This is a genomic window from Streptomyces sp. NPDC127100, assembly GCF_042724095.1.
Lineage (GTDB): Bacteria > Actinomycetota > Actinomycetes > Streptomycetales > Streptomycetaceae > Streptomyces.
Map to the genome: position 1 here is coordinate 381,010 of NZ_JBHXFL010000002.1, position 15,855 is coordinate 396,864.

General features: G+C 72.4%; 12 protein-coding genes. 6 read left to right on the forward strand and 6 right to left on the reverse strand.

Translation table 11 applies throughout. The features are described from left to right. Positions 1-54: 54 nt before the first annotated feature. The 3 genes from ACFWJB_RS04525 to pepN form a co-directional block, all read right to left on the reverse strand. Positions 55-804, reverse strand: a complete 750-nt coding sequence (locus ACFWJB_RS04525) for an anti-sigma factor domain-containing protein (RefSeq protein ID WP_385470377.1) — start codon at positions 802-804, stop codon at positions 55-57. After that, complete coding sequence (locus ACFWJB_RS04530) at positions 801-1,385, reverse strand: sigma-70 family RNA polymerase sigma factor (RefSeq protein WP_385470375.1); 585 nt, start codon at positions 1,383-1,385, stop codon at positions 801-803. Before ACFWJB_RS04530 ends, ACFWJB_RS04525 begins: the two co-directional genes overlap by 4 nt. 198 nt (positions 1,386-1,583) lie before the next feature. Then, the gene (gene pepN, locus ACFWJB_RS04535) at positions 1,584-4,166 is read right to left on the reverse strand and encodes an aminopeptidase N (RefSeq protein ID WP_385470374.1); all 2,583 of its coding nucleotides are present in this window, start codon (positions 4,164-4,166) and stop codon (positions 1,584-1,586) included. 147 nt (positions 4,167-4,313) lie between these two features. Between pepN and ACFWJB_RS04540 the strand changes: the two genes are divergently transcribed. Beyond that, positions 4,314-4,952 (forward strand): DsbA family protein, encoded by a 639-nt coding sequence (locus ACFWJB_RS04540; protein WP_386920221.1) that lies wholly within the window; start codon positions 4,314-4,316, stop codon positions 4,950-4,952. On the opposite strand, the gene ACFWJB_RS04545 is transcribed toward ACFWJB_RS04540, so the two are convergent. Both ACFWJB_RS04545 and ACFWJB_RS04550 read right to left on the reverse strand, forming a co-directional pair. Beyond that, the gene (locus ACFWJB_RS04545; RefSeq protein ID WP_385470370.1) at positions 4,939-5,166 is read right to left on the reverse strand and encodes a hypothetical protein; all 228 of its coding nucleotides are present in this window, start codon (positions 5,164-5,166) and stop codon (positions 4,939-4,941) included. The two genes, ACFWJB_RS04540 and ACFWJB_RS04545, sit on opposite strands and share 14 nt — an antisense overlap. Before the next feature lie 170 nt (positions 5,167-5,336). After that, on the reverse strand, positions 5,337-5,978 hold the full coding sequence (locus ACFWJB_RS04550; RefSeq protein ID WP_386920223.1) for a superoxide dismutase: 642 nt from the start codon (positions 5,976-5,978) through the stop codon (positions 5,337-5,339). A 523-nt stretch (positions 5,979-6,501) separates the two neighbouring features. Here ACFWJB_RS04550 and ACFWJB_RS04555 point away from each other — a divergent pair. The 4 genes from ACFWJB_RS04555 (at position 6,502) to ACFWJB_RS04570 (ending at position 13,249) form a co-directional block, all read left to right on the forward strand. Further along, positions 6,502-9,846: a hypothetical protein gene (locus tag ACFWJB_RS04555; protein ID WP_386920225.1), complete on the forward strand. Its 3,345-nt coding sequence runs from the start codon at positions 6,502-6,504 to the stop codon at positions 9,844-9,846. Next, entirely contained in the window at positions 9,843-10,232 is a 390-nt protein-coding gene (locus ACFWJB_RS04560) for a hypothetical protein (RefSeq protein ID WP_385470365.1), read from the forward strand. The genes ACFWJB_RS04555 and ACFWJB_RS04560 overlap by 4 nt, the downstream gene beginning before the upstream one ends. A gap of 268 nt (positions 10,233-10,500) precedes the next feature. Beyond that, positions 10,501-11,007 carry a hypothetical protein gene (locus tag ACFWJB_RS04565; RefSeq protein ID WP_385470363.1) on the forward strand — a complete coding sequence of 169 codons (507 nt, stop codon included), beginning with the start codon at positions 10,501-10,503 and terminating at the stop codon, positions 11,005-11,007. Between the two features lie 34 nt (positions 11,008-11,041). Continuing rightward, positions 11,042-13,249 (forward strand): S1 family peptidase, encoded by a 2,208-nt coding sequence (locus tag ACFWJB_RS04570; RefSeq protein WP_386920228.1) that lies wholly within the window; start codon positions 11,042-11,044, stop codon positions 13,247-13,249. Positions 13,250-13,391: 142 nt separating this feature from the next. On the opposite strand, the gene ACFWJB_RS04575 is transcribed toward ACFWJB_RS04570, so the two are convergent. Next, a complete protein-coding gene (locus tag ACFWJB_RS04575; protein ID WP_386920230.1) occupies positions 13,392-14,774 on the reverse strand; it encodes an amino acid permease in 1,383 nt (460 codons plus the stop codon). Positions 14,775-15,177: 403 nt separating this feature from the next. Here ACFWJB_RS04575 and ACFWJB_RS04580 point away from each other — a divergent pair, with 403 nt between their 5' ends. Further along, positions 15,178-15,759 (forward strand): biotin transporter BioY, encoded by a 582-nt coding sequence (locus tag ACFWJB_RS04580; RefSeq protein ID WP_385470357.1) that lies wholly within the window; start codon positions 15,178-15,180, stop codon positions 15,757-15,759. Positions 15,760-15,855 lie beyond the last annotated feature (96 nt).

The following is a 15,855-nucleotide window of genomic DNA, read 5'->3' on the forward strand; positions in this document are numbered from 1 at the left end:
ATCCGCTCGCGGGCCGGGGCAGGGCAGCGGGGGCCGAGCGCCCCCGCGCGCCCGTCACGCCGGTACGTCGAGCAGGGCGAGCGGCGCCGAGGTGGGCTGGTCGGACCCACCGGCCGGCTCCACGGTGATGCCGACTTCGGAGGCACCGTCGACGGTACCCCGCATGAGCACGGCCTGGTCGCCGCGGCCGGGATCCATCAGGCCGGCCGGGCGCATCGCCTCGCCGTCGGCGAACCACAGCTGGTAGACCTTGCCCTCGGGCGGTGCGGCCAGGTCCGAGGCCATGAAGACGGCCCGGTCCCGGCCGGCCGACACGACCAGTGTTCCCGTGCCGCCCGCCAGGCGGGCGGAGCGGTACTCGGCGTCGGGCGCCGCCAGCACCCCCGCCAGGTCCTCGACCTGCCGCTGCGCCCGGGCGGCCTCGTGCCGGGCGTCCTGGGCGCGCTCGTACTGCCACACGGCGGTGCCGCCGAGAGCGGCCGCGGCGGCCACGCACGCGGCCAGCGCCCACCGCGCCGGGCTCCGTCCGCCCCGCTCGCCACGGCGCACCCGCTCCGCGGGCGCGGCACCGGGCGTCACCTGCCGCACGGCGGTGATGCGCCGCAGTACCTGCTCCCGCAGGGCGGGGCGCGGGCGCACGGTGGCGGCCAGGGCCAGGCGTCCGGCGGTGGACGTGAACTCCGCGACCTCCTGTGCGCAGGCGTCGCACGCGGCCAGGTGGCGCTCGAAGGCGGCGCGTTCCTCGCCGTCCAGCGCGTGCACCGCGTAGGCACCGGTCAGGGCGTGCGGATCGGTCGTGGTCATGCCGTCACCCCCAGGCAGTCGCGGAGCCGGATGAGTCCGTCACGCAGCCGCGTCTTGACCGTGCCGAGCGGCAGAGCGAGGGCCTCGGCGACCTGGCGGTAGGTCAGTCCGCGGTAGTAGGCCAGGGTGACCGACTGGCGCTGGAGCTCGGTCAGGGTGCGCAGGCAGCGCCGCACCTGCTCCTGCTCCAGCCGGGTCTCGACCTGCTCGGTCACCTCGTCATAGGCCGGCTGCCGTTCGAGCAGGGCGGCCCTGGTGTCGCGAGCCGCGGCGGCCTCCACCGACCGGACCCGGTCCACGGCCCGCCGGTGGGCGAGAGTGAGGATCCAGTTGAGGGCCGAACCGCGCTCGGGCCGGTAGCGCGGCGCGGTACGCCACACCTCGACCAGCGCCTCCTGGGCGACTTCCTCCGACTGTGCCCGGTCGCGCAGCACCGCGCGAGCGACTCCGAGCACGGAGCCGGCCACGGCGTCGTAGACCGCGGCGAACGCGTCCTGGTCCCCCAGCGCCACCTCGCGCATCAGGTGCTGCAGATCAGGTTTCGCGGAAGGGTTGACCCCGATGTGTACTGGTTCCTTCACAATGCCTCTCCTGTGGGCGCGACTGGTGTCCATAGGTATTCCGAGGCCACGTGAGCTGCGGATTGGTGCGGCACGGCCCCGATGCGGACCCGGGACGCCCTGTCCCGTGGAGAGGCGGTTCCGCCCGGTGGCCGGGCGGAGGGTGTCATGGTCGGCGGGGCCCCGCCGGACGGCCGGCGGCCCGGCGGGGCGTCCGTCTCACCGGCCGCCGGCGGCCGCGTCGCAGGCCTGTCCCCGCAGGGCCCGTGCCAGGTCGTCGCGCGCCTCCAGCACCAGCCGGCGCAGGGCTGGCGCGGCCTGTTCGTGGGCGGACAGCCAGGCGTCCGTCGCGTCGAGCGTGTCCTGGGAGTCGCGCAGCGACGGGAACAGGCCCCGGACCACGTCCATCCCGATCTGGATCGACCGCTCGCTCCACACCCGCTCGATCGCCGCGAAGTACCGCTCCGCGTACGGCGCGACCAGCTCCCGCTGCGAGGCCTGCGCGAAGCCCGCGATGGTCGCCTCCACCAGGGCGTTCGACAGCGCGTCGGACTCCACGACCTGCGCCCAGGCCTGGGCCTTCACCGCCGCCGACGGACGGGCGGCCAGGCAGCGCACCTGGTGCCGCTTGCCGGAGGCCGTGTCGTCCCGGGCCAGCTCGGCCGCCAGCACGGCCTCGTCGGCCTCGCCGTGCGCGGCGAGCGGCTCCAGGAACGCCCAGCGCAGCTCCTGGTCCACGTCCAGCCCGTCGATCTTCTCCGTGCCCTCCAGCAGACCGCGCAGCAGCCGCAGCTCCTCCCCGCCGGAGGCGACCGTCGCGAAGAACCGCGCCCACGCGAGCTGCTGCTCGCCGCCCGGCTCCGCGTCGCGCAGCTCCCGCAGCGCGCCCTCGGCCAGCAGCCGGCCGCAGGCCTCGCGGGCGTCGGGGGCCACGTAGTGCACCAGCGCCGAGCCGGCCCAGGCGTGCAGCATCTGGAGGACGCCGATGTCGGACTCGCGCCCGGCGTACCGCAGCACCAGGCCGGCGAAGTCCCGCGCCGGCAGCAGCGCGTCCCGCGTCATGTTCCACAGCGCCGACCAGCACAGGGCACGGGCCAGCGGGTCGGTCAGGGCGCCCAGGTGCTCGCGCAGGGTCGCCAGCGACGTGTCGTCGAAGCGCGTCTTGCAGTACGTGAGGTCGTCGTCGTTGACCAGGACCAGCTCGGGCGCCTCGGCGCCGGCCAGCTCCGTCACCACCGTGCGGGGCCCCTCGACGTCCACCTCGGCGCGCGCGTACCGCTCCAGCGCGCCCTGGGCCGTACGCCGGTACAGGCCCACCGCCACGCGGTGCGGGCGCAGTTCGGGGTGCGACTCGGCGGCCTCCTGCACGACGGCCAGCTCGTCGACGCGGCCCTCGGCGCTCAGCAGCACCTGCGGGGTCAGCGAGTTGACGCCCGCCGTCTGGAGCCAGGAGCGTGCCCAGGCCGCCATGTCCCGCCCGCTGGTCTCCTCCAGCACCGACAGCAGGTCGCCGAGGCGGGTGTTGCCGTAGGCGTGCCGCTTGAAGTAGCGCCGGGCGCCCTCCATGAAGGCGTCCTGGCCGACGTACGCCACGAGCTGCTTGAGCACGGAGGCGCCCTTGGCGTACGTGATGCCGTCGAAGTTGAGCTTGGCGTCCTCCAGGTCACGGATGTCGGCCGTGATCGGGTGGGTGGAGGGCAGCTGGTCGGCGCGGTAGGCCCAGGCCTTGCGGCGGTTGGCGAACGTGATCCAGGCGTCCTTGAAGCGCGTCGCGCCGACGTTCGCGAAGGCGCCCATGAAGTCCGCGAAGGACTCCTTCAGCCACAGGTCGTCCCACCACTCCATGGTGACCAGGTCGCCGAACCACATGTGCGCCATCTCGTGCAGGATCGTGTTGGCGCGGCCCTCGTACGACGCCCGCGTCACCTTCCCGCGGAAGATGTACTCCTCCCGGAAGGTCACCATCCCCGGGTTCTCCATCGCGCCGAGGTTGTACTCGGGGACGAACGCCTGGTCGTACTTCCCGAAGGGGTACGGGTAGTCGAAGTGGTCGTGGAAGAAGTCCAGGCCCTGCTTGGTGATCAGGAAGACGTCCTCGGCGTCGAAGTGCGGCGCGAGTCCCTTGCGGCACATCGCGCCGAGCGGGATCTCCAGCCGCGTACCGTCCTCGAGGACGCGCTCGTAGGAGTCCGTGACGTAGTGGTACGGCCCCGCGACCACGCACGTGATGTACGTCGAGATCGCCTTGGTCTCCGCGAACCGCCACACACCGTCCGCGCACTCACCGGCGCCGTTGCTCCACACCGTCCACTCCTCGGGCGCGCGCACCTCGAAGCGGAACGGGGCCTTGAGGTCGGGCTGCTCGAAGCAGGCCATGACCCGGCGGGAGTCGGCCGGCTCGTACTGGGTGTACAGATACACCTCGCCGTCCTCGGGGTCGACGAAGCGGTGCAGGCCCTCGCCGGTGCGGGAGTAGGCGCACTGGGCGTCGACGACCAGCTCGTTGTCGGCGGCCAGGTCCTCCAGGACGATCCGGGAGCCGTCGAAGACCTCGCTCGGGTCGAGGTCCCGGCCGTTGAGGGACACGGCGGTCACGCTCGGCGCGACCAGGTCGGCGAAGCTGCTCGCGCCGGGCTCGTTGCAGCGGAAGCGGATCGTGGTGACGGAGCGGAACGTGCGCGGTCCCCCGCCCGCCGCGTCACCGACGGCCGAGCGCACGTCGAGGGACACCTCGTACCCGTCGACGGACAGCAGGGCGGCCCGCTCCCGGGCCTCGTCGCGGGACAGATTCTCACCGGGCACGGGCGGCACTCCCTCGGAAGGTGTTCAGTATGCGGACAGCACTGATCCTGCCATGCGACCCGAACACGCGGCAGGCGGGAATGGCGGGGGTGAGCTGTCGCGTTGCCCGGAGGAACGCACGGTTGCGCACGCCCCATGAGGAGAGACATGTCGGACAAGACTCCCGTCGACTTCTGGTTCGACCCGCTGTGCCCCTGGGCCTGGATGACCTCCCGCTGGGTCCTCGAGGTCGAGAAGGTGCGGGACATCGAGGTCCGCTGGCACGTGATGAGTCTCTCCGTCCTCAACGAGGACAAGCTCGACGAGCTGCCCGAGGACTACCGCGACATGCTGGAGACCAAGGCCTGGGGCCCGGTCCGGATCGTCATCGCGGCCCAGGAGGAGCACGGCGCCGAGGTGCTCGGCGACCTGTACACCGCGCTCGGCACCCGCATCCACAACCGGGGCGAGGGCCTGAGCAAGGAGACGATCGCCGCCGCCCTGAAGGACGTCGGCCTGCCCGAGTCGCTCATGGAGCACTGGGACTCCACCCCCTACGAGCCCCAGCTGCGCGCCTCCCACAAGGAGGGCATCGACAAGGTCGGCCAGGAGGTCGGCACCCCCGTCATCGCCGTCCCCGGCGCCGACGGCCGGCAGCTCGCCTTCTTCGGCCCGGTCGTCACCCCGGCCCCCAAGGGCGAGGACGCCGCCAAGCTCTGGGACGGCACCCTCGCGGTCGCCTCCGTCCCCGGCTTCTACGAGATCAAGCGCACCCGCACCAAGGGCCCGGACTTCAGCAACCTGTAGTGCGGAAGGACTCCGGCAGATCGAAGCCGGACCTCCAGTTGAAGTAGGACTGCACCCGCACGCATCCGTCGCGGGCGCAGCGCCGGTAGGTGCCCAGGTCGGCCCTGGGCACCTGGCCCGCCCCCAGGGCGTACGCCTTCTCGTCGTCGGTCAGCGGCCGGAAGTCCTGGTCCGTGTCCCCGCAGTTGGGGCACCGCCTGTTCGGAAGACCCATACGGGCCACTGTCGCCCGGAACCCCTCCCACCGGGGAGCCCGCCGCGCGGATTCCCCCGAAGGGGGACAGGAAGCCCCCGCGAGTCACGTCCTCGCGGGGGCTTCCCTCATTCCGCCCGCCGCCGTGAAGGGTGAGAAGACGATCACGAGGCGGGACGTCCGGGGGGGTGTCAGGGCGCCAGCAGCAGCGTGTCCGCACGGGACGCGGCGGCGTCGTACCGCCTGGCCACGTCCTGCCAGTCGACCACGGCCCACATGGCGTCGATGAAGTCGACCTTCTGGTTCCTGTACTGCAGGTAGAAGGCGTGCTCCCAGGCGTCGAAGACCAGGATCGGGACGGATCCCTGGCCGACGTTGCCCTGGTGGTCGTAGACCTGCTCGACGATCAGGCGCCCGCTCAGCGGCTCGTACGCCAGCACGCCCCAGCCGGAGCCCTGCGTGGTCGCGGCGGCCTTGGTGAGCTGCGCCTTGAAACCCGCGAAGGAGCCGAACGACTCGGCGATCGCGTCCGCGAGCCCGCCCACGCCGTCCTCCGCCAGCGGCTCGCCGCCGCCGTCGCCGGACATGTTGTGCCAGTAGATGGAGTGCAGGATGTGGCCGGAGAGGTGGAAGGCCAGGTTCTTCTCCAGGCCGTTGATCGTGCCCCACTGCTCCTTGTCCCGCGCCTCGGCGAGCTGCTCCAGCGTGTCGTTGGCGCCCTTCACATAGGCCGCGTGGTGCTTGTCGTGGTGCAGCTCGATGATCTCGGGGCTGATCACGGGGGCCAGCGCGGAGTAGTCGTAGGGCAGTTCAGGGAGCGTGTAGACGGACATGGCGGATCCCCTCCGAGGTCTTATTGCAACCTACTTGCAAGTGCAGGCTAGCAGCAAGAGTGGCTGCGGGGGCGTCCGAGGGGGCGGCCGGGCGTGTTGACGGGGGTCGCTCGGGCCGAGCGGGAGACCGGCGCCGGAGGGACCTGCCTCCGAATCGGCCCACAATTTCTTTACAGAGATCACTACAACCCTTTTAGCGTGTGGTGCACATCACAGCGAATACCTGACGGTTACCCGATTTCTGCCCGGTTTCTGCAATGGACGAGTCCGGCAACCCCCGGCTTCGATAAGGGACTTGGCATTCAGGGGGGCGGCGAGATTTCCCCTCGTAATCGAGAAGGGAGTCGTGATGTCACCATCACGACGGATATTCAGCAGACGCCAGTCTCTGGCCATTTTCGGCGGGATTGCGGCAGGTACCGCACTGCCTCTGGGGGCATTCGGGTCCCGGCCCGCGTACGCGGCGGGCACGGCGGCGGCCGAGGCCGGTACGGGGCTGCCCGACACCGACCGCGGAAAGGTCGTGCAGGCGTACCGGACCGGTGGCCGCGCGGTGCGCACGGCCGCGGCGGCGGCGCTCGTGGGCAACGCGGACGACGTGGCCACGTTTCTCAGCGAGAGGCTGCCGGCGGCCACGGCCGAGGACAACCGGTTCACGCTCACCGAGGCCCTGGTCACCGCGGGCAAGGCGACGCGTGCCGGAATCGGTCAGGCGCTGTCCGGCGGGGACGCGGCGGTCGCCGCCTTTCTGGAGGGCGGCTTCGCGGCCGCCGTGACCGAAGACCTCGAAGTGGGCGTGACCACGGTCAACGCGCACGGTGGCAGGGCCGTGCAGCGCGAGTCCTCCGAGGCGCTCACGGCCGGCACGGACTTCGCGCTGCGGGCCTTCCTCAGCACCGGCCAGTACGACGCCCTCCACGAGGACCGGCGCGTCCAGGTGACCTCCATCCTCGTGACCGCCTCGCCGCAGGTGCGGGAGTACGCGGAGCGGGCGCTCGACGACGGATCGCCGCGGGCGATCCAGTGGTTCCTGACGACGGGGCAGTACATCGCCCGGGCGCGGGACGAGGAGACGGCGGAGATCCAGCAGCTGGTCAAGATCGTGGAGTCGGAGGGTCGGCTCGCCGAGCGCAAGACCGACGAAGCGGTCCAGCTGTCCGAGCAGGCGGTCGAGGCCGCCGACAAGGCCAAGACGGCCGCGCTGGAGGCGAAGGCCGAGGCGCAGGCCGCGGAGCAGGACGTGCAGCGCTCGGCCAAGGCCGCGAACAAGGCGGCTCGGGCCGCCCAGGGCGCCGCGGCCGCCGCGTCGACCGCGGTGTCCGCCTCCCGTACCGCGCAGGCCGCGGCCCGGCGTTCGGTGGCCGCCGCCAACGCCGCCGCGGCGGCCGCCGCCGCCGCGGGGCGCGCCGCGTCGCGTGCCTACCACGCCGCGATCAGCGCCTCCAAGAACGCCAACATGGCGGATGCCGCCAACCAGGCGGCGCAGGCCGCACGGCTCATGGTCGACTGGGTGCGCTCCGTGGCCGCGAAGGCCAAGCTCGCGGCCCTCGCCTCCGACGCGGCCGAGGCCGCGGGCAACGCCGCCGCGGGAGCCGCGGTCAACTCGGCCGCAGCCGCCCGCGCTTCGGCCGACGCCGCCGTGTCCGCCGGTGCCGCGCAGTCCCAGGCCGCCGAGGCGCAGCGCCAGGCCTCCATCGCGGAGGCCGCCGCCGGCCGCGCCACGGCGGCCGCGAGCCGGGCCTCGACCCTGTCCCGCAGGTCTGCCGCCGCCGCGCGCTCCGCGTCCGCCGCCGCCGACAGCGCGGCCAATCACGCGGAGAAGGCTGCCGACGCCGCCGAGGAAGCGGCCCGCAACGCCGGCAAGGCCGTGGACTACGCCAACCGCTCCACCGCCGCCGCGGACGCCGCCGTGGAGGCCGCGACCAAGGCGTACGACGCCGTCACCGAGGCGCGTGAGGTCGAGAAGGAGGCCCGGGAGGCAGAGATCGCCCGCCTGAACGAGGAGACCGAGGAAGCGATCGAGGTCGCCAGGCAGCAGCGGAGCGAGGAGAGCGACCGCCTGGAGCGGGCCAACCGGGAGCGCACGCAGGAAGCGCGCCTGTCCGAGGAGCTCGTCGCGCTGATCACCGCCATGGAGGCGGCGCTCGAGGACGGCCGGACCGGGGAGGCCGTGAGCAAGGGGCGGCAGGCCGCCGTCCAGCTGCTCGACGGGCCGGGCACGTGGACCCGGGAGGCCGCCGCGTACGCGCTGGCCGGAGTGGACGAGGACGTCCTGCGCTGGATCGAGGCCGACCGGCTCATCGCCCTGCAGCAGGACAACGCGGAGTTCGTCGCGTCCACCGCCGCGATCTCCACGCAGAACGTGGCCGAGGCGGCCGCGGCGGCGCTGGAGACCGAGGACGCCGCCGCCATCAGGACCTTCCTGGAGAAGGGCGCGGTCGAGGCGGCCAGGGACGACAACGAGGTCGAGATCACCACGCTCCTCGCGGACCCGTCCACCGGCACCGCCGTACGGCGTGCCGCCGAGGCCGCCCTGACGGACGGCTCCGCCGAGGCGCTGCACACCTTCCTGCACGTGACGCGCGCCGCGGCAGTCCACGAGGACGACAAGGTCGCGGCCACCACGCTCCTGGTGAACGGCGGCCCGTACGTCCAGGCCGCGGCGAAGGTCGCCCTCGAAGGCGACACGCACATGCTGCGCCAGTTCATCGGCACGACGCAGCACGAGTTCGCGCGCATCGACCACGACTACGCCACGCACGTCAGCGCCATCCGTGCGGCGATCGCGCGGGCGGCCAAGGTCGCCCAGGACGCTCTGGAGGACGCGGCACGCGCATCCGAGGCCGCGGCGCTCGCACGCCAGGCCGCCGACAAGGCGACCGAGTGGTCCAACAAGGCCGAGGGCTGGGCGAAGGACGCCAAGGCATCCGCCGAGGAGGCCCGGCAGAACGCGGAGGCCGCGGAAGCCTCCGCGGACGCCGCCGCCAAGTCGGCGCAGACCGCGGCGAACGCGGCCGCGGCGGCCCGCAGGGCGAGCAGTGTGGCGCGGGACGCGGCGAACCGGGCCGTGCGCTCCGCCGAGACGGCGGCGTCGTACGCCGCGGACGCGCAGGCCTCCGCCACGCGTGCCCGGCAGGCCGAACTCGCGGCGGGCAAGTCCTACGCCGAGGCGGCCGTAGCCGCGACCGAGGCGTGGATCGAGGTCGTCAAGGCCGCGATCAAGCAGGCGATCCAGGACTCGATCAACAACTCGAAGGTGCCGATCGACGGCGAGACCGGGCTTCCCGACGGCGCCGAGAGCTGCCTGACGCCGTTCGGAGACCCGATCGAGCACCGCAACAACACCAACCCGTGGGAGCTGGGATGGAGCTGGCTCACCGGTAGCGGTCCCGGAACGCAGTGCTTCGGTCCGAACGACGAGTTCACCCGCATCTACCGCGAGCACGCGCACACGAAGGGGGCGCTCGAGTACTTCCTCAGGGAGTGGCAGCGGACCGGGAAGTACGAGTTGGGGCACACCTACCTGTACGACTACGCGCTCAGCGGCCCCGAAGGGGTGGGCAAGTACCTCACGGACTACGGGACCCTCACCACGGGCGGGCTCACCGGCAACCTCGCGTACACCTTCCTGGGCTCGCACCAGGTCCGTATGACGCCCATCCGGGAGAACTCGGACGGGTCGGTCACCTGGCGCTACACCGCGTACAACGAGTCGGACATAGAGTCGGCGACGCACCCCCCGGTCATCGGGTACACCGAATGGTGGAGCGACACCGTCGGCGCGTTCGTGGACAAGGTCGTCGGTGACGAGGGGCCGATGTCGCCCAAGACCCAGGTGATCGAGTTCGACGTTACGCTGGGCCCGTGACACGCAGGAGGACAGGCGAACGGTGGCTCTTCGCCGTACTCGCCGCCTCGGCGGTGCTCGTCTCGGGGTGCTCGGGGGCGGTCGACCCGGAGAAGCTGCCCGGTGTGTACCGATCCGACGACGGCGGGCGGATCGAGCTCTCGGCGAAGGGCACGTTCACGGCCACCGGTGTGACGACGAGCGAGGGCGCGGATCCGGTCGATTTCCATGGCAGCTGGGATTACGAGGACCCGGGAACTTCGAGTGATTTCGTGTACCTGGGCGTCGAGGACGGCGCGCTCGGCAAGACCGCCGGAATCCAGCTCTATGTAGACGATCAGGACACGCTGTATTTCCAGTCCGATCCGGACGGGCCGGTCACGCAGGAGCTCAACAAGACGAGCTGAGTGATCTGACGGCGCGGGGCGGAAAGGGTGCGAAGTTCTCCTTCGCGCCCTTTCCCTCTCCTTCCCGGGCGCCTCTCGGCGGGCCGCACGGCGAGCTATTGCGAAGTCGTTATGGAGATTGCCACAACCCTTCTCGGGTGTGACGCGGATCACGATCCATACCCGCCGGTTATCCGGTTTCCGTCCGTTTCCGGTATTGGACGCGCTCGCCAATTGCCCGCTTCGATAAGGGACTTGAACCGAAGAACTGCCGAGTTTTAGGACTGTGATGAAGTCACGCAGCGCATTCGTGCGCATTCTGGGCGCCGCGGCCACCGCCGGCGCCCTGGCATGGGCCGTACTCGCCCAGGGCGGCGCGGGTGCCGCCACCGGGTCCGCCACCCATGCCGTCGCCGATGGCACGCCCGGCTACGCCGTCGAGGACTACAACTACCCGAACGCCGACAAGATCCTGGCCGAGCAGAACGTCGTCCTCAAGCGCGGCGACGGCCACATCGTGCTCGCCGACTGCGCCGGCGGGGGCAACCTCCTGCAGTTCCTCGCGCGCGACCACGAGGACGTCTGCTTCCAGGTCACCGCCGACGAGGGCTTCCTGACCCTCGAACTGCCCGCGGTGCACGGGGTGAAGACGGACGACTCCACCAACACCCACCTGGAGATGACCGCCGAGGGCGACCAGGTCGAGTACGACATCCCCGCTGACACGTGGAAGGGCGTCGGCGAGTCCGTCGACGGCCGCGAGCACGTCCTGGTCGAGATCCGCGTCAACAACTAGCCGGGATCGCCCCGTGATTGAGGAAACCACTCGTATGTCTTCCATCAGACGTCCCCGTCTGGCCGCGCTCGGCGCGGTCGTGGCCGCCGGGTCGCTCGCGCTGAGCGCGGCACCCGCCGTCGCCATCACCGGCGGCACGCCGGTCGCCGGCTCGGACACCACCCACGCCTACACCGCACAGATCACCATCGGCGACCACGACCGCGGCTGCTCCGCCGTCCTCGTCGACGCCGAATGGCTGCTCACCGCGGCCAGTTGCTTCGCCGAGAACCCGGCCGCCTCGCTCGCCGTCCCGGCCGGCGTCCCCGCCAAGGCGACCACCGCCGTCATCGGCCGCTCCGACCTCTCCGGCACGCAGGGCGCCGAGCGCCGCGTCGTCGAGATCGTGCCGCGCACGGACCGCGATGTGGTCCTGGCCCGCCTCAACCGGCCCGTCACCGACGTGGTCCCGGCCCAGCTCGCCACCACCGCGCCCGCGGCCGGTGCGGAGCTGACCTTCGCCGGCTACGGCCGTACGAAGACCGTGTGGGCGCCGCTCCAACTGCACACCGGCACCTACACCGTCGACTCCACCGCGGCCACCTCCGCGGGCGTCACCGGCAAGGGCGGCGCGGCCGCCTGCATGGGCGACACCGGCGGCCCGGTCATCTCCGGCGGCAAGCTCGTCGGCCTCAACAGCCAGTCCTTCCAGGGCGGCTGCCTCGGCACCGACGAGACCCAGACCTCCACCGCGGGCGTCATCGCGCGCGTCGACGACCTCGCCTCCTGGATCGACGCGGCGGTCGGCGCGACCCGCATCGTCGACTTCAACGGCGACGCCGTCGAGGACATCGCCATCGGCGACCCGATGGCCACGGTCGGCGGCGACACCACCGCGGGTCTCGTCCGCGTCGTCCACGGCGGCGGCAAGGGCACCGCCGAGATCACCCAGGACCTCGACTGGGTGCCCGGCGGCACCGAGGCCGGGGACCACTTCGGCAACCACCTCGCGACCGTCGACTACAACGAGGACGGCTACACCGACCTCGTCGTCTCCGCGTCCGAGGAGAACGTCGGCACCGCGGTCGACGCCGGCCTCGTCGACATCCTGTTCGGGGGCAGCAACGGCCTCGGCAGCGGCCCGGCCACCCGCCACTTCGAGCAGGGCTCCGGCAACGGCTCCATCAAGGGCTCCGCGCCGGAGACGGGCGACCGGATGGGCGCCTCCCTCGCCGCGGGCACCACCGCCGCGGGCGAGCCGTGGATCCTGATCGGCACGCCGGGCGAGGCGCTCGGCTCGCTCGCCAAGGCGGGCGCCGCCTTCTACGTGCACGGCGACACCAACATCGCCATCAACCAGGACACGGCGGACGTCCCCGGCGCGGCCGAGGCCAACGACGCCTTCGGCACGTCCGTCGCGGGCGACTCCAACTTCATCGCCATCGGCGCTCCCGGCGACGCCATCGGCGACAACGCGAACGCCGGCAACCTGGCCGTGCTCAGCCACAAGCTGGACGCCGCCGGACGGCCCACCGTGGTCGCGGGCCTGGACCAGGACAACGAGAAGATCAGCGGCGCCGCCGAGGCCGGTGACAAGTTCGGTCAGGCCCTCGCGCTGGTCGCCTACCGCCCGTCCGGTGCGGCCGCGGCGACCGACTCGATCCTCGCCATCGGCGCGCCCGGCGAGGCCCTCGCCCCTGAGACCGGCGCCGCGCAGGCGGCCGGCGCCGGCAACGTCGTACTCGTGCACTTCGCTGCCAACGGCACCTGGGACTACCTGCACGCGCTCAACCAGGGCTCCGCGACCGACGACCGCTCCGGCACCATCGAGGCCGGCGACTCCGTGGGCGCCTCCCTCAGCGCGGTCAACACCGCTCCCCGGAAGGTCGGTTCGGCCGCCACCCTGAAGATCGCCGTGGGCTCACCCGGTGAGGACCTCGCGGGCTTCACCGACGCCGGTGCCATCCACACCTTCTCGCTGATGGACGCGGCAGGCGCCAACGACCTGTGGATCGAGGCCGGCGACGGCGACGGCATCCCCGGTACCCCGGGTGAGGGCGAGAAGCTCGGCACGAGCATCCTCTTCACGCCGCGGAACCTCTACGCCGGTATGCCCTACGGGCCCGCCGCCACCGGAGCCCTGCACGTCCTGCCCTTCCCGAACGCAGTGCCGGGCGGTACGAGCCTGCCGGCGACCACGTACCAGCCGGGCAAGGGCGGACTCCCGGCCAACGGCGACTACTTCGGGTACTCGGTGGGTTGACGGCTGCCGCCGTGCGCCATGAGCCCCCGGGGAGGCCGGCGGTCACGACGTCGGTCGATTCGGGGGCAGGCTCTTCTCGGCCCCGCCGGGCTTCGGCTCGGCGGGGCCGCGGGGGCGTCCCGGACGGAAGGAGCCGTGAGGGCTAGGCGCGGGCCCGTCGCCGCTGCCGGGCGTAGCCGACGGCCGCCAGGGCCAGCGTCATCCCGCCCGTCGAGTAGAGCTGCACCCGCGTGTCCGGCTCTCGGGCCATGAGTACGAACACCGTGGCCATGCCCGCCAGCGCGACCCAGGTCAGCCACGGGAAGGCCCACATGCGCACGACCAGCTTCTCGGGCGCCTCCCGCTCCAGGCGGCGCCGCAGCCGCAGCTGGGAGACGGCGATGAAGATCCAGACGACCAGGATGACGGCGCCGATCATGTTCAGCAGCCAGGAGAAGACGTCGTCGGGCCGCCAGTAGCTGAGCAGCACGCAGCCGAAGCCGAAGAGGGAGGAGACGAGCACCGCGATCCGCGGCACCCCGCCCGACACCCGGCCCAGCGCCTTCGGGCCCTGGCCGCGCTCGACCAGCGAGTAGCCGATGCGCGAGGCGCCGTAGATGTTGGCGTTCATCGCGCTGAGCAGCGCGACCAGCACGACGACGTTCATGAGCTGGCCGGCACCCGGAATGCCCAGTTCGTCGAGGGCGGCGACGTACGGGCCCTTCGCCACGACCTCCTCGGAGTCCCAGGGCACCAGGGTGACGATCACCGCCATCGACCCGATGTAGAACAGCGCGATCCGCCACATCGCCGTGCGCACGGCGCTCGCCACGCCCTTGACCGGGTTCTCCGACTCGGCCGCGGCGATGGTGACCGTCTCCAGGCCGCCGTAGGCGAACACCGAGGCGAGCAGGCCGATGATCAGGCCGTTGCCGCCGTTGGGCAGGAAGTCGTTCAGGTGGGAGGCGCCGGGGGAGTCGGTGCCGGGCAGGACGCCGGCGATGGCCAGCACGCCGAGCACCAGGAACAGCGAGATCGCGCCGACCTTGAGGGTCGCGAACCAGAACTCGAACTCGCCGAAGTTCTTCACGGCGGCCAGGTTCGTCCCGCAGAACACCACCATGAACAGCGCCACCCAGGCCCACTCGGGCGTGCCCGGCAGCCAGCCGTGCACGATCTGCGCGGCGCCGATGCCCTCCAGGCCGACGGCCGTGCACAGCAGCACCCAGAACGACCAGCCCGCGGTGAAGCCGGCCCAGGGGCCGATCGCCCGCTCGGCGTGGGCGGAGAAGGAGCCCGACGAGGGATACGCGGCGGACATCTCGCCCAGCATCCGCATCACCAGCATCACGAGGAGACCGGAGAGGGTGTAGGCGACGACGATCGACGGCCCCGCGGCGGCGATGCCGGCCCCGGAACCGACGAACAGCCCGGCACCGATCACTCCGCCGAGGGCGATCATGGACAGATGGCGCTGCTTGAGGCCGTGGGAGAGGGAGACTTCGTCCGACTGGGGCGGCGCCTCGGTGGTGGTGCTTTCGGGCATCTGGCGGCTCGTCCAATGCGTGGGGGGACGGGGGTAAAACGCCCACAGTCTGGGCGGTGCCGCCGGGCGGCGACAGCGGTTGCCCACCATGCGGACGACCACGATACGGAACGTGATCGTCCAGTAGCCCGCCGGCCGTCCGGACGTCCGCCGCTCCTCCCCGGCCCCTCGTGCCCCGAGGTGTTTGGCGGGACCCCACAGCCGTCGCTCCCGGTCTCCGGTGACGCTCACCTCCCCACCTCAGTGACCGGTATCACGCCGGAACGGGCGTGCCCGGCGTTCTTTGTCGGGAGCCCACCAAGTCCCCGATCCAGCCTTTGTCGAGCGCTGCTCGTGATCGGCTCCGGCCCGCTGGGATAGCGTCGCGGTGTCCCGACATGTCCACACCACCGCGGAGTCCCCCATGAGCACCGCTGCCGTCCCCGTCCGCACCCGGCAGGTCCTCGCCGACCTCCTCCCCTCCTCCCGAGTCCGGGACGTCGCGCTCGTGGCGGGCGGCGCCGTGCTCACCGGCGTCGCGGCCCAGATCGCGGTGCCCGTGCCCGGCTCCCCGGTGCCGGTGACCGGCCAGACCTTCGCGGCGCTGCTCGTCGGCACCTCCCTCGGCGCCGGCCGCGGCCTGCTGTCCCTCGCGCTGTACGCGCTGGTGGGCATGGCGGGCGTGCCGTGGTTCGCGGAGGGCGGCTCCGGCACCGGCGCCCCGTCCCTCGGCTACGTCTTCGGCATGATGCTCGCCGCCACGGTCGTGGGCGCCCTCGCCCGGCGCGGCGCCGACCGCTCGGTGCTGCGCACGGCCGGCACGATGCTGCTGGGCGAGGCGGTCATCTACGCCGTCGGCGTCCCGTACCTGGCCCTCGCCGCTGACATGTCCCTCGGCGCCGCGGTCGCGGCCGGCCTCACGCCGTTCCTGATCGGCGACGCCCTCAAGGCCGCCCTGGCCATGGGCGTGCTGCCGGCCGCCTGGAAGCTGGCCGGCCGGCGCTGACGCCGTAGCGGCAGACACGCAAGAGGCGCGGCGGGGGGGCGGGGGGCCCCCCCCGCCCCCTAGGACGTTCGGCCCCCCCGCCGGGGCCCGCCCCCG

Excerpts from the sequence above, each read along its gene's own strand:
- ACFWJB_RS04525 (WP_385470377.1), bottom strand. The coding sequence starts at position 804 with ATGACCACGACCGATCCGCACGCCCTGACCGGTGCCTACGCGGTGCAC.
- ACFWJB_RS04540 (WP_386920221.1), top strand. The coding sequence starts at position 4,314 with ATGTCGGACAAGACTCCCGTCGACTTCTGGTTCGACCCGCTGTGCCCC.
- ACFWJB_RS04545 (WP_385470370.1), bottom strand. The coding sequence starts at position 5,166 with ATGGGTCTTCCGAACAGGCGGTGCCCCAACTGCGGGGACACGGACCAG.
- ACFWJB_RS04550 (WP_386920223.1), bottom strand. The coding sequence starts at position 5,978 with ATGTCCGTCTACACGCTCCCTGAACTGCCCTACGACTACTCCGCGCTG.
- ACFWJB_RS04565 (WP_385470363.1), top strand. The coding sequence starts at position 10,501 with ATGAAGTCACGCAGCGCATTCGTGCGCATTCTGGGCGCCGCGGCCACC.
- ACFWJB_RS04570 (WP_386920228.1), top strand. The coding sequence starts at position 11,042 with ATGTCTTCCATCAGACGTCCCCGTCTGGCCGCGCTCGGCGCGGTCGTG.
- ACFWJB_RS04575 (WP_386920230.1), bottom strand. The coding sequence starts at position 14,774 with ATGCCCGAAAGCACCACCACCGAGGCGCCGCCCCAGTCGGACGAAGTC.
- ACFWJB_RS04580 (WP_385470357.1), top strand. The coding sequence starts at position 15,178 with ATGAGCACCGCTGCCGTCCCCGTCCGCACCCGGCAGGTCCTCGCCGAC.